This is a genomic window from Streptomyces sp. NPDC059679 (genome assembly GCF_042734105.1).
Taxonomy (GTDB): Bacteria; Actinomycetota; Actinomycetes; order Streptomycetales; family Streptomycetaceae; genus Streptomyces.
Window position 1 is genome coordinate 67388 of sequence record NZ_JBHWES010000031.1, and the last position, 14764, is coordinate 82151.

Annotated in this window: 15 protein-coding genes; 7 read left to right on the plus strand and 8 right to left on the minus strand. The window is 72.5% G+C overall.

All coding sequences use genetic code 11. The features are described 5' to 3' along the window. Positions 1–12 precede the first annotated feature (12 nt). Entirely contained in the window at positions 13–1173 is a 1161-nt protein-coding gene (locus ACFV2X_RS29500; RefSeq protein ID WP_385622073.1) for a serine/threonine-protein kinase, read from the minus strand. Positions 1174–2140: 967 nt separating this feature from the next. Between ACFV2X_RS29500 and ACFV2X_RS29505 the strand changes: the two genes are divergently transcribed. Further along, positions 2141–2767, plus strand: coding sequence for a TetR/AcrR family transcriptional regulator (locus ACFV2X_RS29505; RefSeq protein WP_385622075.1), 627 nt, complete (start codon positions 2141–2143; stop codon positions 2765–2767). A 71-nt stretch (positions 2768–2838) separates the two neighbouring features. Beyond that, positions 2839–4029 (plus strand): acyltransferase family protein, encoded by a 1191-nt coding sequence (locus ACFV2X_RS29510; RefSeq protein WP_385622077.1) that lies wholly within the window; start codon positions 2839–2841, stop codon positions 4027–4029. A gap of 22 nt (positions 4030–4051) precedes the next feature. Here ACFV2X_RS29510 and tatA read toward each other — a convergent pair whose 3' ends face one another. From tatA to ACFV2X_RS29525, 3 genes are all read right to left on the minus strand, one after another. Further along, a complete protein-coding gene (gene tatA / locus ACFV2X_RS29515; RefSeq protein ID WP_385622079.1) occupies positions 4052–4318 on the minus strand; it encodes a Sec-independent protein translocase subunit TatA in 267 nt (88 codons plus the stop codon). Next, positions 4302–5132, minus strand: coding sequence for a hypothetical protein (locus tag ACFV2X_RS29520; protein WP_385622082.1), 831 nt, complete (start codon positions 5130–5132; stop codon positions 4302–4304). Before ACFV2X_RS29520 ends, tatA begins: the two co-directional genes overlap by 17 nt. 103 nt (positions 5133–5235) lie before the next feature. Next, positions 5236–5811, minus strand: coding sequence for a TerD family protein (locus ACFV2X_RS29525; RefSeq protein ID WP_385622084.1), 576 nt, complete (start codon positions 5809–5811; stop codon positions 5236–5238). A 186-nt stretch (positions 5812–5997) separates the two neighbouring features. On the opposite strand from ACFV2X_RS29525, the gene ACFV2X_RS29530 reads away from it, so the two are divergent. Further along, complete coding sequence (locus ACFV2X_RS29530) at positions 5998–6399, plus strand: BlaI/MecI/CopY family transcriptional regulator (protein ID WP_385622208.1); 402 nt, start codon at positions 5998–6000, stop codon at positions 6397–6399. A 3-nt stretch (positions 6400–6402) separates the two neighbouring features. Continuing rightward, positions 6403–7350 (plus strand): M56 family metallopeptidase, encoded by a 948-nt coding sequence (locus ACFV2X_RS29535; RefSeq protein ID WP_385622086.1) that lies wholly within the window; start codon positions 6403–6405, stop codon positions 7348–7350. Positions 7351–7366: 16 nt separating this feature from the next. Here the strand turns inward: ACFV2X_RS29535 and ACFV2X_RS29540 are convergent, their stop codons facing one another. Continuing rightward, positions 7367–7822, minus strand: a complete 456-nt coding sequence (locus tag ACFV2X_RS29540) for a tellurite resistance TerB family protein (protein ID WP_014178179.1) — start codon at positions 7820–7822, stop codon at positions 7367–7369. 257 nt (positions 7823–8079) lie between these two features. On the opposite strand from ACFV2X_RS29540, the gene ACFV2X_RS29545 reads away from it, so the two are divergent. The 3 genes from ACFV2X_RS29545 to ACFV2X_RS29555 all read left to right on the plus strand — a co-directional run bounded on the left by ACFV2X_RS29545 (position 8080) and on the right by ACFV2X_RS29555 (position 11439). After that, the gene (locus ACFV2X_RS29545) at positions 8080–9495 is read left to right on the plus strand and encodes a hemolysin family protein (RefSeq protein WP_385622089.1); all 1416 of its coding nucleotides are present in this window, start codon (positions 8080–8082) and stop codon (positions 9493–9495) included. Then, positions 9492–10544, plus strand: a complete 1053-nt coding sequence (locus ACFV2X_RS29550) for a hemolysin family protein (RefSeq protein ID WP_385622091.1) — start codon at positions 9492–9494, stop codon at positions 10542–10544. Before ACFV2X_RS29545 ends, ACFV2X_RS29550 begins: the two co-directional genes overlap by 4 nt. A gap of 121 nt (positions 10545–10665) precedes the next feature. Continuing rightward, on the plus strand, positions 10666–11439 hold the full coding sequence (locus ACFV2X_RS29555; RefSeq protein WP_385622093.1) for a sulfite exporter TauE/SafE family protein: 774 nt from the start codon (positions 10666–10668) through the stop codon (positions 11437–11439). Here the strand turns inward: ACFV2X_RS29555 and ACFV2X_RS29560 are convergent. The 3 genes from ACFV2X_RS29560 to ACFV2X_RS29570 form a co-directional block, all read right to left on the minus strand. Further along, complete coding sequence (locus ACFV2X_RS29560; RefSeq protein WP_385622095.1) at positions 11414–13690, minus strand: serine/threonine-protein kinase; 2277 nt, start codon at positions 13688–13690, stop codon at positions 11414–11416. The two genes, ACFV2X_RS29555 and ACFV2X_RS29560, sit on opposite strands and share 26 nt — an antisense overlap. A gap of 177 nt (positions 13691–13867) precedes the next feature. After that, positions 13868–14407 (minus strand): hypothetical protein, encoded by a 540-nt coding sequence (locus tag ACFV2X_RS29565; RefSeq protein WP_385622097.1) that lies wholly within the window; start codon positions 14405–14407, stop codon positions 13868–13870. A 38-nt stretch (positions 14408–14445) separates the two neighbouring features. Beyond that, positions 14446–14745, minus strand: coding sequence for a hypothetical protein (locus ACFV2X_RS29570; RefSeq protein WP_385622100.1), 300 nt, complete (start codon positions 14743–14745; stop codon positions 14446–14448). Between the last annotated feature and the right edge of the window lie 19 nt (positions 14746–14764).

Here is a 14764-nt window from a genome sequence, read left to right on the forward strand (position 1 = left end):
CCGCGCCGCCGTTCAGCCCGAGAACCAGGCGATGCCGATCAGGACCGCGGCGATGAAGGCCACGGCACCGGCGATCAGGCTCGCCACTCTCGGCCGGCGCCTGATGAGTTCGCGAGCGCCGCGCCGCTTCGCGGGCGTGGACGCGGAAGGGGACGTGGACGGGGACGCCGACGTGGACCGGTGGCCGCGGGCCGGACGGCGGGCGGGGGCGGGCTGCGGAAGGCGGTACGTGGCCACGGAGGGCGTCTCCGGCGCACGGGGCGAGCCCGCTGCGGGCGCGGCCGCGGGCGGGGCCTGCGGCGTCGCGGTGCCGAAAACCTGGGCGTGCGGGGGCGGGCCCGGCATGGGCGCAGGCGTGGGGGCGGGCTGTGGCATGGGTTCCGGGTGGCCCTGCCAGGCGCCCGAGCCGAACCAGTCGGCGATGTGCTGCGCGGTGGGGCGCCCCTCGGGCTGCTTCGCGAGCATGCCGAGCAGATAGTTCTCGAACGCGGGCGGCAGGCCCGCGCCCCGCTGACTGGGCGGCAAGGGCGCTGCGTCGATGTGCTGGGCGAGCGTGGCGGCGGAGGTGTCGGCCTGGAACGGCGGGGTGCCGGTGAGCAGTTGGTAGAGCAGACAGCCCAGGGAGTACACGTCGGAGGCCGGGCTCGCGGGCCTTCCCAGAGCGCGCTCGGGGGCGAGGTAGAGGCTGGTGCCGATGATCTGCCCCGCCGTGGTGAGCGCGGTGGCGGGGTCGTCGACGAACCGGGCGATCCCGAAGTCGCCGATTTTGACCGTGCCGTCGGCGTCTGACATCAGGTTGCCCGGTTTGATGTCCCGGTGGACGATCCCCGTACGGTGCGCGGAGGCCAGCCCCGCGGCCGCCTGGGCGGCGATGACGGCCACCCGCTCGGCGCGGAGCGCGCCTTGGGCGGTCAACTCCTGGGCCAGGCTCTGGCCTTCGACGAGCTCCATCACCAGATAGAAGCGGCCGTCACGCGCCCCGAAGTCGAACACGCCGACGATGTTGGGGTGACTCAGCCGGGCCGCCGTCTGGGCCTCCAGCCGGAAGCGGGCCGCCGCCTGCGACGCGGGGTCGTCCCCGAGCAGCAGTTTGACGGCCACGGTCCGTCTCAGCACTTCATCGGTGGCCCGCCAGACCTCGCCCATTCCGCCGCGGCCTATGGGTGTCTCCAACCGGTACCGATCCGCCACCAGCACGTGTGCACCAACCTCTATCCTGATCGACTCTGAGCAAACCGACGCCGACGGACAGCAGCACCGTACGAGGAGGCAGGTGGTGGGGGGACCGCGACGTTTTCAGGGTACCGAGCGCGGCTGCTGAGGTCTTCGCCGTCGGGGTGGACAGGCACGGCATCGGAGGTGGGCGTGACGTACGTCACCCACACTGAGCGCTTTCCGAGGGGAGAAGGGGGGCGGCTGGCCCGGTGTCCCGATTCCTTGGCCCGGTGCGTAGCTGAGCTCAGGACTGGCTCCGCTGCGCTCCGCCGCAACTGCTGCCGCGCGGTGGCGAGCCGGTCAGCCCGGCGGTGCGCCCGGCTGGGGGTGCGCGAGCGCGACGAACGGGTGGGCGACCGCTGGGCGGTATGGTCCGGATGCCGCGTGCGGGCATCGTCTCGCGCCTTCGGCGCACAGCGGCCGGCAGCGGGGAGGGGAGGGGGTGCGAGAGGCGTCGTCGCCGTCCTGCCCAAGTGGTGTTCACCGGCTGGCGGACGGTGGGACGGTGGGGGGTCGTCCGGAGCGGAGGATGCCGGTCCGGTTGGGCTCTCCCCTCACCTGCTCTTAAAAAAGTGCTTGCTTTATATCAAGTACTGCAGCAAGCGTTTTTCCAAGAGGGGGTGGGGGAGGGGCGGTCCTGTCCGTCGGCGCCGGCTTGTCCGTCGCCCTCCCGCGCCCCCGGCGAGCGCACCGCTGGGCTGATCGGTCGGCCACCGCGCGGCAGCAGCTGCGGCGGAGCGCAGCGGAGCCAGTCCTGAGCTCAGCCACGCACCGGGCCAAGGAATCGGGACAACGGGCCAGCCGCCCCCCTTCCCCCTTCTCGCCGGCGCTTCGGACCGGGAGGGTCCGAGACGAAACCCGCACCCGCGCAGTCAGCCCGAACCGAAAACCTCAGTAGCCTGCCGGTATGCGAGCGGTGGGTGGAGTGGACAGAGCGGACCTGACGGGGCGGGCGCGGCTGCGGGAGGCGGCGCTTGTGCTGTTCGCGGAGCGGGGGTTCGAGGCGACGTCCACGCGGGCGGTGGCGGCGGCCGCCGGGCTTTCCCCGGCGCTGGTGACCCGGCACTTCGGCTCGAAACAGGGGCTGCGGGCGGCGGTGGACGAGTACGTACTGGGGCGGATCGGCGAGGCGTTGGGCGGCCTGGATGCCGATGGCGCGGACGGCGGTGCGCTGATGGCCTCGCTGGGGGAGGTCTCGGCGCGGCTGTTCGGGGCCGATCCGGTGCTGCGCGGCTATCTGCGGCAGGCGCTGCTGGAGGACAGCGAGGCGAGCGCGGCGCTGTTCGGCCGGCTGCTGAGCGGAGCGCGCGGGGAGCTGGAGCGGCTGCGGGAGGCGTCCGGCAAGTCGCCGCAAGGGGCGGATGGCGGACGGGGCGATGAGGAGTGGGCGCCGTTCCAGATGCTCTGTCTGGTCCTTGGGCCGCTGCTGCTTGAGCGGGTCATGCAACCGAACCTGAGCGCCCCGATGTTCGCCCCCGAGGTGCTCGCCCGCCGTAGCGCTGCCAACCAACAGCTAATGCGGCACGGCCTGTTCGGACCTGACGGTACGTAGGGCCAGCCCGAGGGCGGATACGGGGGACAGCCTTACCGCGCGAGTGTGCATGTGTACACCATCCTCAACACATGAACACCAAGCCCTCTGTTCCACCCCGGCTCGCCTGGCTGGACAACCTCCGTATCGCCGTGACCGTCCTCGTCGTCGTCCACCACGCCGCCCAGGCGTACGGCCCCGGCGACTGGTGGTACGTCGAGGGCCGGCCGCACTCCGGGGCGCTGGCCACGCTGTCCGCGCTGGACGGCACGTTCGCGATGAGCCTGTTCTTCTTCGTCTCGGCCTGTTTCGTGCCCGTCTCGTACGAACGCCACGGCGCCCGCGCCTTCCTGGCGTCCCGGCTGCGGCGGCTCGGCATCCCGCTGGTCGTCGGGGCGCTGACGATCGTCCCGGGGCTGATGTACGCGTACTACGTCCACTACCGCGGCTACGCCCCGATCTCCTTCCCCCGCTACTTCACCGACGTCTACCTGGGGCTCGGGGAGAAGCCGGCCGACTGGAGCGGGCCGTCCTGGCCGGATCTGCAGTTCGCGCATCTCTGGTTCATCCAGAACCTGTTGGCGTACAGCGTTCTGTATCTGGTGTGCCGGCAGGCCGCCCGGCTCGTCCGGCGGCGGCGTACGGACCGGGGCGCCGCGCGTGGAGAGGGCGGGCGGATACCGGGGCACGGCGCGCTGGCGCTGCTGACCGTGGTGCTCGCGGTGGCCACCTATGCCGTACGGCTGTGCTATCCGCTGGACACTTGGGTGCCGTTCTTGGACTTTCTGCAGGTGGAGCCCGCCCGGCTGCCGCTTCAGGGGGGCTTCTTCCTGCTCGGCGTGGTGGCCCACCGCTACGGCTGGCTGGAGCGGTTCCCCGCCCGGACGGGCTGGTTGTGGCTGGCGGGCGGGCTGGGCGGGGCCGCGCTGCTGTTCGCCGTCGGGCCGGGCGCCGGCTGCTTCGCCCCGGGAGGCTCAGGATGGCGGTCCGCGCTGTGGTCGCTGTACGAGAGCGCTCTGTGCGTGGCGCTGTGCGTCGGGCTGCTCACCCTCTTCCGTGAGCGCTGTGCGGGCTCGGGGCGGCTCCGCCGTGAGCCGGCGGCCGGCTCGTACGCCGTTTACATCGTGCATCTGCCGATCGTGGTGGCCGTGCAGTTCGCCCTGGGGAGCGACGGTCTTCCGGCGCTCGGCGCCTGGGCCCTGACGGCGGTCCTGGCGCTGGGCGCGGCGTTCCTGGTGGCGGCCGGGCTGCGCCGGCTGCCCGGGTTCCGCTCGGTGTTGTGAGGAGGGGCGCGGTTGGGACGGGTCAGCGCTGACCGGTGCCGGTGCCGCTGTTGGGGTCGGTCGGCTCCGTCCGGGACCGGATGACGTCGCCGGGTTCGGCCCGGATCACTCGGTGCCCTGACTTGTCCTCGGTGACGGCGGGCTGGTCGTCGGACTTCATCGCCTTGGACTCGCTCTTGAGGATGCGGGCCGACTTGCCCATGGAGCGGACCAGGTCGGGAAGTTTCTTGGCCCCGAGGATGACGATGACGACGATGAGGAGGAGCGACAGCTCACTTATCCCGAGCATCGGTGCCTGCTTTCTTCGCGGAGTGGTGGGGTGAGGTGAAGTCAGGGCCGGAGAAGTCGGGGCCGGAGAAGTCAGGGCTGGCGTAGTCGGGGCTTGCGTAGTCCGGGCTGGAGTAGCCGAGGCGCGGACGGCGGATGAGTTCCACCGTCCCCTGTGGGCGATTGTCGCGCAGTCGCCCGCGCAGATACGGCAGGACTCCGCGTTCGAGGAGGGCCAGCCGCCAGGCGTCGCGGGCCGCGGCGACGCCGTCCCGGTGCCGCTCGGCCCGGTCGACGGGTGTGGTGCGGTGCCGTGCGGCGGTGGTGAACAGCCAGATGGCGCCGGCAGCGGTGGTCAGGGCCGCGATGACAGCGGTGGTGTGCGCGGCGGTCAACAGGGTGTCGGCCAGTCGGCGTTGGGAGGCGCTGAGCCCCAGGGTGTGGCCGAGAAGAAGGAAGACCACGGTCGCCGCCGTGGCCAGCACCGGCGTCAGAACCGCCAGCGCGGGCAGCAACCGCTGCCCGGCCTGCCCCTGACCGCCCGGCCCGGACCCGACCCCGGATGCGGCCGGGCCTCCGGCCGACTCGTCCGGCAACGCCGGCGCGCGCTGCCGGACATAAGCGCCGTACTCGGTCGCCGCCGCCACCGCGATGGACGCGGCGTCCGCCAGGGCCTGGGAGCGCAGCTCCTCGAGGTCCGGGCCCTCGGCGGAGCCGTGCCGCAGGGCCGTACGGATCTCCGGGGTGTTCAGCGCCCGGTGCAGCACCTGCTCGAAGTCGGGTCTGTCCGCCGCGTCCAATGCCTGCGGTGCCTGGGATGCGTACGGGCCGGTCATGTCCGTTCCCTCGGTGAGTTGGAACCAGCCGGTGCCGCCGCCGGGCCGGGGCGCCCAAGGGCCCGGCCCGTGCCCGGCAGCGGCGGCGGTGGTGGCGGGGACGTCAGACTCCGACCCCGTAGTCGGAGGCGATGCCCGCCAGGCCGGAGGCGTAGCCCTGGCCGACCGCGCGGAACTTCCACTCCGCGCCGTGGCGGTAGAGCTCGCCGAAGACCATGGCGGTCTCGGACGCGGCGTCCTCGCTGAGGTCGTAGCGGGCGAGCTCATTGCCGTCGGCCTGGTTGACGACGCGGATGAAGGCGTTGCGGACCTGGCCGAAGCTCTGGCCGCGGGATTCGGCGTCGTGGATGGAGACCGGGAAGACGATCTTGGTGATCTCGGCGGGCACGGCGGCGAGGTTGACCTTGATGGACTCGTCGTCGCCGTCGCCCTCGCCGGTGAGGTTGTCGCCGGTGTGCTCGACCGAGCCGTCGGGGCTCTTCAGGTTGTTGTAGAAGACGAAGTGCTGGTTGGAGGGGACCTTCCCGGCTTCGTCGCAGAGCAGGGCGCTGGCGTCGAGGTCGTAGTCGGTGCCCGTCGTGGTCCGTACGTCCCAGCCGAGGCCGACCAGGACCGCGGTCAGGCCCGGTGCCTCCTTGCTGAGCGAGACGTTGCCGCCTTTGGACAGGGAAACTCCCACGATCTCCTCCTGTGTTCGGTGTGCTGGTTGCCGGGCCCGGAGGAAAAATCTACAGCACTGTAGAAGAAATGGGAGGGCGATGTGGGGCCGCGGAGGCGGTACGGTCCTGTGGCGGCCGGTCGCGCGTGGCGCGTCGCCCGCGCGGTGCGGCCTGGCGGAGGGAGACGGACGGTGAGGCACGACCCCTTGAACCCGGACGAGGGCGGTCCGCGCCCGCGTTCCCGTCGGCGCGGGCAGGGCGAGCTGGAGGCGCAGGTCCTGGATCTGCTGTGCCGGGCGGGCGGCCCGGTCACGGCGGCCTGGGTGCAGGAGCGGCTTGAGGGCGACCTGGCGTATACGACGGTGATGACGATCCTGTCGCGGCTGCACACCAAGCAGGCGGTGGCACGGGAGCGGGTGGGCCGGTCGTTCGTATGGCGGGCCGAGGCCAACGAGGCGGGCCTGGCCGCGCTGCGGATGCGCCGGGTGCTGGATGGCCAGGACGACCGGGAGGCCGTGCTGGCGAGCTTTGTGACCGGGCTGTCGGCGGACGACGAGCGGCTGCTGCGCGATCTGCTGAGCGAGGCGGCGGGGGAGCCGGAGGACTGACCCATGGGTGTGTTCGTCTTCCTCCCCCTGGTGCTGCCGCTGACGGCGCTGCCGATCGCGCGCCTGGCCGAGCAGCATCTGCATCCGCGCGCCGCCACCCGCCTGCTGTCGTTCGTCGGGGGCGTGCTCGCGCTGTGCTCGACGCTCTGTCTGGGCCTGCTGGTCGTCGTCGGCACGGCCCAGCTGCCGGGCAATCCGCTCCCGGACGGCTGGTCCGACCCCGAGGTGCGGGCGGCGGTGCCGTACGACGAGGTGGCCGGGAAGGCCGCGATCGGCGCGCTGGCCGTGGTGGCCACCGGTTGTGCGGCGACCCTGGTGCGGCATGTGACGGTGCGGCGGCGGGCCCAGGCGGCGCTGGCCGGCATGCCGGACTCGCCGGTCGCGGTGCTGCCCGACGGCAAGGCGTATGCGTACGCCCTGCCCGGCGGGCCGGGCGGGTGCCGGGCGCGGGGGCGGATCGTCGTCTCCACCGCGATGCTGGACTGTCTGAACGCCCGCGAACGGCAGGCGCTGATCGCCCATGAGCAGGCGCATCTGGCCGGGCGGCACCATCGCTATCTGCTGGTGGCCCAGCTGGCGGCGCGGGCGAACCCCCTGCTGCACGCGCTGCGCGCCGCGGTGGCCTACTGCGCGGAGCGATGGGCGGACGAGGAGGCGGCCGGGGAGGTCGGGGACCGCAGGGTGACGGCACGGGCGGTCGGCAAGGCGGCGCTGGTCTCGCGCGGCACACCCGCCCCCACGCTGGCCGGATTCGCCGCCCCCGGGCCGGTGCCGCGGCGGGTGGCCGCGCTGCTGGGGCCGGTGCCGCCCGCGCGCTGGTGGCCGCCCGTGGCCACGGCGGCCGGTCTGGCCGCCTGGATCGCGGCCGCCGGCACCGCCGCGTCCGCGCTGTCCTCGGCGAACGCGGCGGTGGCGCTGTTCCTCGTCCTGCAGGCGGCCACCCCGCTGTAACGGGCGGACCGTCTGTTTACAGGTCGAACTCGGCCGGCGGCAGCTCCAGAGCGAAGCAGGCCTCGCGGACGACGCCCTGCTCGGTCTTGTCGAAGTTGCCGTCGGCGCCGCCGATGACGATGCCGATCTGGATGACGGCCCGCGCCTCGGCGGGCTTCTTCTTCGCCTTGGCGATCTCCTGCAACAGGCTGACCTTGCCGAACTCGAAGTCGGCGGTGATCTTGTTGAGGTAGTCGTTGAAGCGGCGCTGCAGATCGTCCGCGGCGAAGTTCTGCAGCACCTCGTTGGTGGCGATGAGCTGGGCGACGCGCTGCCGCTCGGACGGGTCGACGCTGCCGTCCGCCGCCGCGACCAGGGCGCACATCGCCATGCTCGCGTCGCGGAACGCACCGCTCTTCAGGTCGTTCTTCTTCGCGACGAGCTGGGTCTGCATCGTCTGGGCGGAATCCTTGATGCGATCCCACAGGGCCATGAGAACTCCGTATGTGTGTTGTTTCTACAGTGGTGTAAAAACTAGCAGGGTGCGGTCGGGGTGGGTCTGCCTGATGGCCACCGTAGTCCCGGACGGGAATGCTTTACCATCTCTTTACGTTGAATGAGCGATGAACCTGAGCCATGACGATGAACCCGAGCGATGAGAAGGAGCGGTAGACCCGCCATGGGCGAACCTCCCAGTACCGGCCGTGCCATCCCCCGTCGGCAGTCGAGCGATGAGCGGAGGGTGGCACGGTGACCGAGGTCCTGCTGCTCCTGCTGGCGCTGCTGCTCACCCTGGCCTGCGCGGTCTTCGTGGCCGCCGAGTTCTCGCTCACCACCATCGAGCGCGGTGAGCTGGAGCGCGCGGTCGAGGCGGGCGAGCGCGGCGCCGAGGGCGCCCTGGCGGCCGTCCGCCGGCTGACCTTCCAGCTGTCCGGGGCCCAACTGGGCATCACGGTCACCTCCCTGGTGATCGGCATGCTGGCCGAGCCCTCCCTGGCTGTGCTGTTGCGCGGCCCGCTGCGGGCCGTCGGGCTGGGTGCTGCCGCCTCCTCGGTGGCCACGGTGCTGGGCGTGGCCCTGTCCACCGTGGTGCTGATGGTGGTCGGCGAGCTGGTGCCCAAGAACTGGGCGATCTCCCGTCCGCTGGCCGTGGCCAAGGTGGTCGCGGGCCCGCAGCGCGGCTTCACCGCCGCCTTCTCGCCGTTCATCCGCCACCTCAACAACACCGCCAACCGCTTCGTACGCCGCCTCGGCCTGGAGCCCGCAGAGGAGCTGGCCGGCGCCCGTACCCCCGAGGAGCTGGTGGCCCTCGCCCGCCACTCGGCCGCGCAGGGGGCCATCGAGCCGGACTCGGCGGAGCTGTTCGTGCGCACCCTCCACCTGGGCGAGCTGACCGCTGAGAACGTGATGACCCCGCGCGTGGACGTCCAGGCGCTGGAGTCCCATGCCACCGCCGTCGACGCCGCCCATCTCACCTTCGCCACCGGTCTGTCCCGCTTCCCCGTCTACCGCGACAGCCTGGACGAGGTCATCGGGACCGTCCACATCCGCGACGTCCTCGCCCTGGACGCCGCCAAGCGCGCGGCCACCCCCGTCACCGACCTGATCACCCCGCCGCTGCTGGTGCCCGACACCCTCCCCGTCGCCACGCTGCTGCAGCGGCTGCGCGCCGAGCGCGTCATGGCCGTGGTCATCGACGAGTACGGCGGCACCGCCGGGGTCGCCACCGTCGAGGACGTCGTCGAGGAGGTCATCGGCGAGGTACGTGACGAACACGACCCCCTCGATCCCCCCGACCTGCTGCCCGCGCCGCCCACCGACGACGGCCGCGCCGTCTGGGAGGCCGACGGCGGCGTCCGCCTCGACGAGCTCGCCGGTATCGGTCTCGGCGCGCCCGACGGCCCGTACGAGACCCTGGCCGGGCTGCTCGCGACCCGCCTGGGGCGCATCCCCGAGGAGGGCGACACCGTCCATCTCGACGGCTGGGACCTGACCGTCCTCGACGTCGACCACCACCGCGCCGACCGCGTCACCATCACCGCCCCGGCGCGCTCCGCCGCCGAGTCCGCGACGGAGCCCGCCGCCGAGTCCACGTCCGAGTCCATGACCGGGCCCGCCACCGGGCCCGCCGCCGAGCGCGCGATCGAGAAGGAGGACGCCCGATGACCGTTCTACAGCTGGCCATCGGCGCCCTCACCCTGCTCACCAACGCCTTCTTCGTCGGCGCCGAGTTCGCCCTGATCTCGGTGCGCCGCAGCCAGATCGAACCCGCCGCCCAGGCGGGTTCGCGGCGGGCCCGCACCGTGCTGTGGGCGCTGGAGCACCTGTCCGCCCTGCTGGCCACCGCCCAGCTGGGCATCACCATCTCCTCGCTGGTCCTGGGCGCGGTCGCCGAACCGGCCATCGCCCATCTGCTGGAGCCCGGCTTCGACGCGGTGCACGTCCCGGACGGCCTGGTGCACCCGATCGCCTTCGTGCTGGCCCTCACCGCGGCGACGTATCTGCACATGCTCATCGGCGAGATGGTCCCCAAGAACATCGCCCTCGCCGCCCCCGAGCGCACCGCGCTGCTGCTCGGCCCGCCCCTGGTGGCCGTCACCCGCGCGCTGCGCCCCGTCGTCTTCGGCATCAACGCCTTCGCCAACACGCTGCTGCGGCTGCTGAAGGTCGAGCCCAAGGACGAGGTCGAGTCGGTCTTCACCGACGACGAGCTCATCCGGCTGGTCCGGGACTCCAGCGCCGCGGGGCTGCTGGACCCCTCCGGCAGCGAGCGGCTGCGCGACGCCCTGGAGCTGGGCACCCGGCGGGTGGGCGACATCCTGGTGCCGCTGGACGAGATGGTCACCGTCGGCCCCGAGGTCACCCCCGACCAGCTGGAGCGCGCCGCGGCCGCCTCCGGCTACTCCCGGCTGCCGGTGATCGGCCCGGCCGGGGCGGTGCTCGGCTACCTGCACATCAAGGACACCCTCGGGGCGACCAACCGGGACAAGCCCTTCCCGCGCACCGCCCTGCACACCGTCACCCGCGTACAGGCCGACACCCCGTTGGACGACACCCTCACCGCGATGCGCGGCGCGGGCACCCATCTGGCGGCGGTGACCGGTGACGACGGCGGTGCGGTGCTCGGCTTCGTCACCATGACGGATGTCCTGGACGAGCTCGTGGGCCCCGAGCCTTCCCCCAGCTACCGCTGGGAGGTGCCCCCTGCTGTCTGAGCATGCCTGGCGTCTAAGTATGTGGACACCGTCTTGCATACGAGACAGCGAGTCTGGAGGATGAGCCGACGGCGGACACGGACATGGGTACGGGCACAGGCGCGGGCAGGAGTGGCGACGGATGAGCATCGGGTCCTCGGCACTGCTGGTGTCGGCCGGCGTGGCCTCAGGGCTCGCCGGCTCGATCGCCGGGCTGGCCTCGCTGTTCAGCTATCCGGCCCTGCTCGCGGCCGGTCTGCCGCCCGTGGCCGCCAATGTGACCAACACGGTGGCGCTGTTCTCCAACACGGTGGGCACCGCGGCCGGGTCCCGGGCCGAACTGCGCGGCCAGCGCGACCGCCTGCTGCGTCTAGGCGTCCTCGCCGCGCTCGGCGGCGCGGTCGGGGCCGCGCTGCTGCTCTCCACCCCGTCCTCGGCCTTCGAGGCGGTCGTGCCATGGCTGATCGCGCTCGGCTCGGTGCTGATCCTCGTCCGCGACCCGCTGCGCCGCCTGGTGGAGTCGAAGTCGCGCCCGGTCGGCCGAGCCGCCCGCCCCACGCTCCCCATGGCCTGCGCGATCCTGCTGGTCGGCCTGTACGGCGGCTATTTCGGCGCGGCCTCGGGCGTGCTGATGCTGGCGGTGCTCTCGCTCTCCGCCGCCGCCGGTGAGCCGCTTCCGGTCACCAACGCCGTCAAGAACATCGCCACCGGCGCGGCGAACATCACTGCCGCGGTCGCCTACGCCTTCATCGCGCCCGTGCACTGGGGCGCCGCCGTGGCGCTCGGCGTCGGGGCCCTCGTCGGCAGCTGGGTGGGGCCCATGATCGTACGGCGGCTGCCCGAGACACCCCTGCGGATCGTCATCGCCCTGGCCGGTCTCGGCCTCGCCGTCAGCCTGTGGCACCAGGGGACGTGACCTGCCCGGACGCGGACGGCCGGGCCGAGCGCTGGGTCGACGGCTGGTCCGGCGGCCGGGCCGAGGGCCGGTCCGCGCGCACGGAGAACGCCGTGTACCCGGCCGTGGCCACGATCTCGTCCTTGACGAGCATCACGCTCGGCGGGACGGCCACCCCTCCGATCCCGACGTTGTTCAGCGCGGTGACGCGCCACGCCTGCGCCCCGGTCCTGATGTCCAGCGCCAGCAACCGGCCGAAGCGGTTGGAGAAGTACAGCTGTCCGTACTTCTTGGACCTCACCGGCACGGACAGGCTCTCGATGTCCGTCGACCTCCGCCACAGCCTCCGGCCGGTGTCCGCGGACACGGCGCTGACCGTCCCGTTGTCCTGGACGAAGTAGACGACGCCGTTCAGCACGGTGGCCGAGCCGTACATGGTGTGGGACAGCGCGGTCCGCTCGGTCTCACCGGTGCGCGGGTCCACTCGGATCAGGGCGTTGTACGGCCGCACGTACCCCTCGTCGTACACGTCTTTCGCGGTCTGCGGCACGAGGAACACGGGCTGGTCGTGGAAGGCGCCGAGGAGCAGCGACTTCCTGGGGAGGGTGGCGAGTTCGCGCGGGGTGCCGTCCGCGGGGTCGAGGCGCAGCAGGGTGTACGGGCCCTCCTCGGACAGGCCGGAGTCGTCGGTGGGTGAGCACAGGGCGTACGGGACGCCGCCCAGTACCGTCGGATCGCAGAACTTCCCCGCGAGCGCCGGCGACCGCCACAGCGGCCGACCCGACGTCCCGTACGCGATGAACTCCCCTTCCCCGTCCGACAGCGTCAGCACCCCGCCGGGGAACAGGACCGCCGATCCGGACCCGCTCATCCGCTGCTCCCACCGCGGTTCCTTGGTGTCGGCGTCCAGCGCCACCACGTACCGGCCCTGCTCCGCCGTCTCCCGGTAGGCGTAGACAACCCCGTCGCGCACCCCGATCGGCCGCGCCTGCTGCGGGGTGTCGCCCCACCGCCACCGGATGCGACCGGTGGCTGCGTCCACCGCGGCGACGGTGAAGCCCGTTCCGCCGCAGTACACGGTGGTGGCGTCGGAGGCGTCGGACACACACCCGGACTTCTGGTAGCCCTGCTGGGGGCCGGACGTGGTGACGCTCAGCGATGTGCGCCAGGGGCGCCAGCCCTTGGGCAGCGCCGCGGACGGCGCGGACGCCGTGGGCTGCGTCGTGTCCGGCGAGGGCGAGTCCGTCGCGAACATCACCGCCGCGACGGTCAGCCCGGCCAGCGCCAGGGCCGCGCCGACGGCGGTGAGGATCAGCCGCCCGCGGCGCCGCCGCCCGGCGGCGGGCTCGCCGGGCGGCTGGGGCGGCAGGGCTTCGGGGGCTCCTGCGGCACTGGCCCCCAGGTGGGTGGGGACCGGCCCTTGGGCGTGTGGCCGTTCGGTGGCCGAGGGGGCCGCGGCGGCGAAGTCGGGCAGCGCGTCCAGCATGCGGTGCAGCTCGGCCAGGTCGGGCCGCTCGGTCGGCTCCTTGGCCAGGCAGCGTTCGGCGATCGCCACGAGCGGCCTGGGCACGCCGGCCAGCGTCGGCTGCTCGTACATCACCTGATAGCCCGACACATACGGGCTGTCGGACTCGAACGGCGCGGCGCCCGTGGCCGCGAACACCAGCAGCGACCCCAGCGAGAACACGTCCGAGGCCGCGGTGACCCCGCGGGGACTGCGCAGTTGCTCGGGCGACATGAAGGGCGGGGTGCCCAGCACCCGCCCGACGGTGACGGTGAGCGTCTGGTTGTCGGCGGCGCGCGAGATGCCGAAGTCGATGACGCGCGGCCCGTCGTCGGCCATCAGGATGTTGGAGGGTTTCAGATCCCGGTGCACCACCCCGACCTGGTGGATATCGCGCAGCGCCTCGACGAGCCCCAGCCCCAGCGTCCGCAGGCTCCGCCCGTCCAGCGGGCCTTGTTTGCGTACGACCTCGCTCAGGGTCGGCCCGGGCACGTACAGCGTGGCCATCCAGGGCCGTTCGGCATCCGGATCGGCGTCCACCACGGGAGCGGTGAACGCCCCGCTCACCTTGCGCGCCGCCGCGACCTCCTGCCGGAAGCGCGTCCGGAACTCCTCGTCCTGCGCGTACTGCTGGTGCACAAGCTTGACCGCGACATGCCGCCCCGAGGCCGAGCGCCCGAGATACACCACGCCCATGCCGCCCGCGCCGAGCCGGTCGACCAGGGTGTAGCCGCCTATGAAGTCAGGATCCCCGGTGTTCAGGGACATGGCCCATCCTCTTTCCCCGCCCTACTGTCTCGCTCGTCACCCGAATGCGTGCGCCGCACCAGATTAGGTGCGCGGGTATGCCGCGAGTGGCCGACCACACCGGGGCCACCGCAGAATCGGCACAAGTCGAGCACGAGCGTGACGTTAGCCCACCTCTCTCGGTCCGGGGCCACCCGCCTATGGCTCCTGCCCCGCCGCTGACTGACAGAAGCGGCAGCCGTCCCAGTACGGCAGGGCGCTCAGCACGCGGTGCGGTACGCACGAGGCGACCGCGGCCTCGCCGGGCCCGGGGAAGCCGCCGCCATCACGGCGTACGGCGTCGCTCGGCTCGAACGCCTCGACCATGGCCCGGAACCGCCGTAGATACCCCTCCGCGAACGGCGGCTCGTACCCCAACTCGTCCCAGCGGTGCCGACGCAGGGCGAGGTCGACGACGCGCACCACGAAATCCTTCGCCCGTGCTCGTGCGGCGGGCGTAGCCCCCCAGTCGATCTCCTCCAGGTCGAACCCGACGGCCCCGCGCCCCATGACGTTCTGGTCCTGCAGGGTCAGGAAGGCGGCGAAGCGGTAGTCCCAGGCGTCGTGCGCGACATCGGAGACGGAGAGCGTCAGGACATCGAGGAAGACGTCCGTACCGCCGTTGGACAGGGAGAGGCTGTCGCCGCCGCTTCCCGGCTCCAGCCGATTTGCGGCTCCGCCCCCAAACACATTTCCCACCCGCGTCACGGTACGCAGGACTTGCCCCCCGTCCGGCACTAAGGGGTCGTACGGGGGGCCGTACGAGGCAGCGCGCCGGCCGCGTACAGCAGCTCACGCACTTCGGGCACGCCGCCGGCGTCGAGCCGTTCGACTTCCGGTCCGAGGACGTGGTCGGCGGCCGTCCTGAAGGAGCACTGGGCCACATTGACCAGGAGCTTTTCCCCCGCGAGATCCGCCGGGCGCAGGGCGTGGCCGGCCAGCCGGTGCCGCGCCGCCCCGCAGAGCGCGGCCGGGGCGGCCGGGGCGTCCGGGGCGTTCTGGGCCTTCCTGATGGCGGCCGTCGCCTGCGCCGCCACGGGCGTCTGGTTCGCGGCG

Excerpts from the sequence above, each read along its gene's own strand:
- ACFV2X_RS29560 (WP_385622095.1), bottom strand. The coding sequence starts at position 13,690 with ATGTCCCTGAACACCGGGGATCCTGACTTCATAGGCGGCTACACCCTG.
- ACFV2X_RS29510 (WP_385622077.1), top strand. The coding sequence starts at position 2,839 with ATGAACACCAAGCCCTCTGTTCCACCCCGGCTCGCCTGGCTGGACAAC.
- ACFV2X_RS29555 (WP_385622093.1), top strand. The coding sequence starts at position 10,666 with ATGAGCATCGGGTCCTCGGCACTGCTGGTGTCGGCCGGCGTGGCCTCA.
- ACFV2X_RS29520 (WP_385622082.1), bottom strand. The coding sequence starts at position 5,132 with ATGACCGGCCCGTACGCATCCCAGGCACCGCAGGCATTGGACGCGGCG.
- ACFV2X_RS29550 (WP_385622091.1), top strand. The coding sequence starts at position 9,492 with ATGACCGTTCTACAGCTGGCCATCGGCGCCCTCACCCTGCTCACCAAC.
- ACFV2X_RS29540 (WP_014178179.1), bottom strand. The coding sequence starts at position 7,822 with ATGGCCCTGTGGGATCGCATCAAGGATTCCGCCCAGACGATGCAGACC.
- ACFV2X_RS29535 (WP_385622086.1), top strand. The coding sequence starts at position 6,403 with ATGGGTGTGTTCGTCTTCCTCCCCCTGGTGCTGCCGCTGACGGCGCTG.
- tatA (WP_385622079.1), bottom strand. The coding sequence starts at position 4,318 with ATGCTCGGGATAAGTGAGCTGTCGCTCCTCCTCATCGTCGTCATCGTC.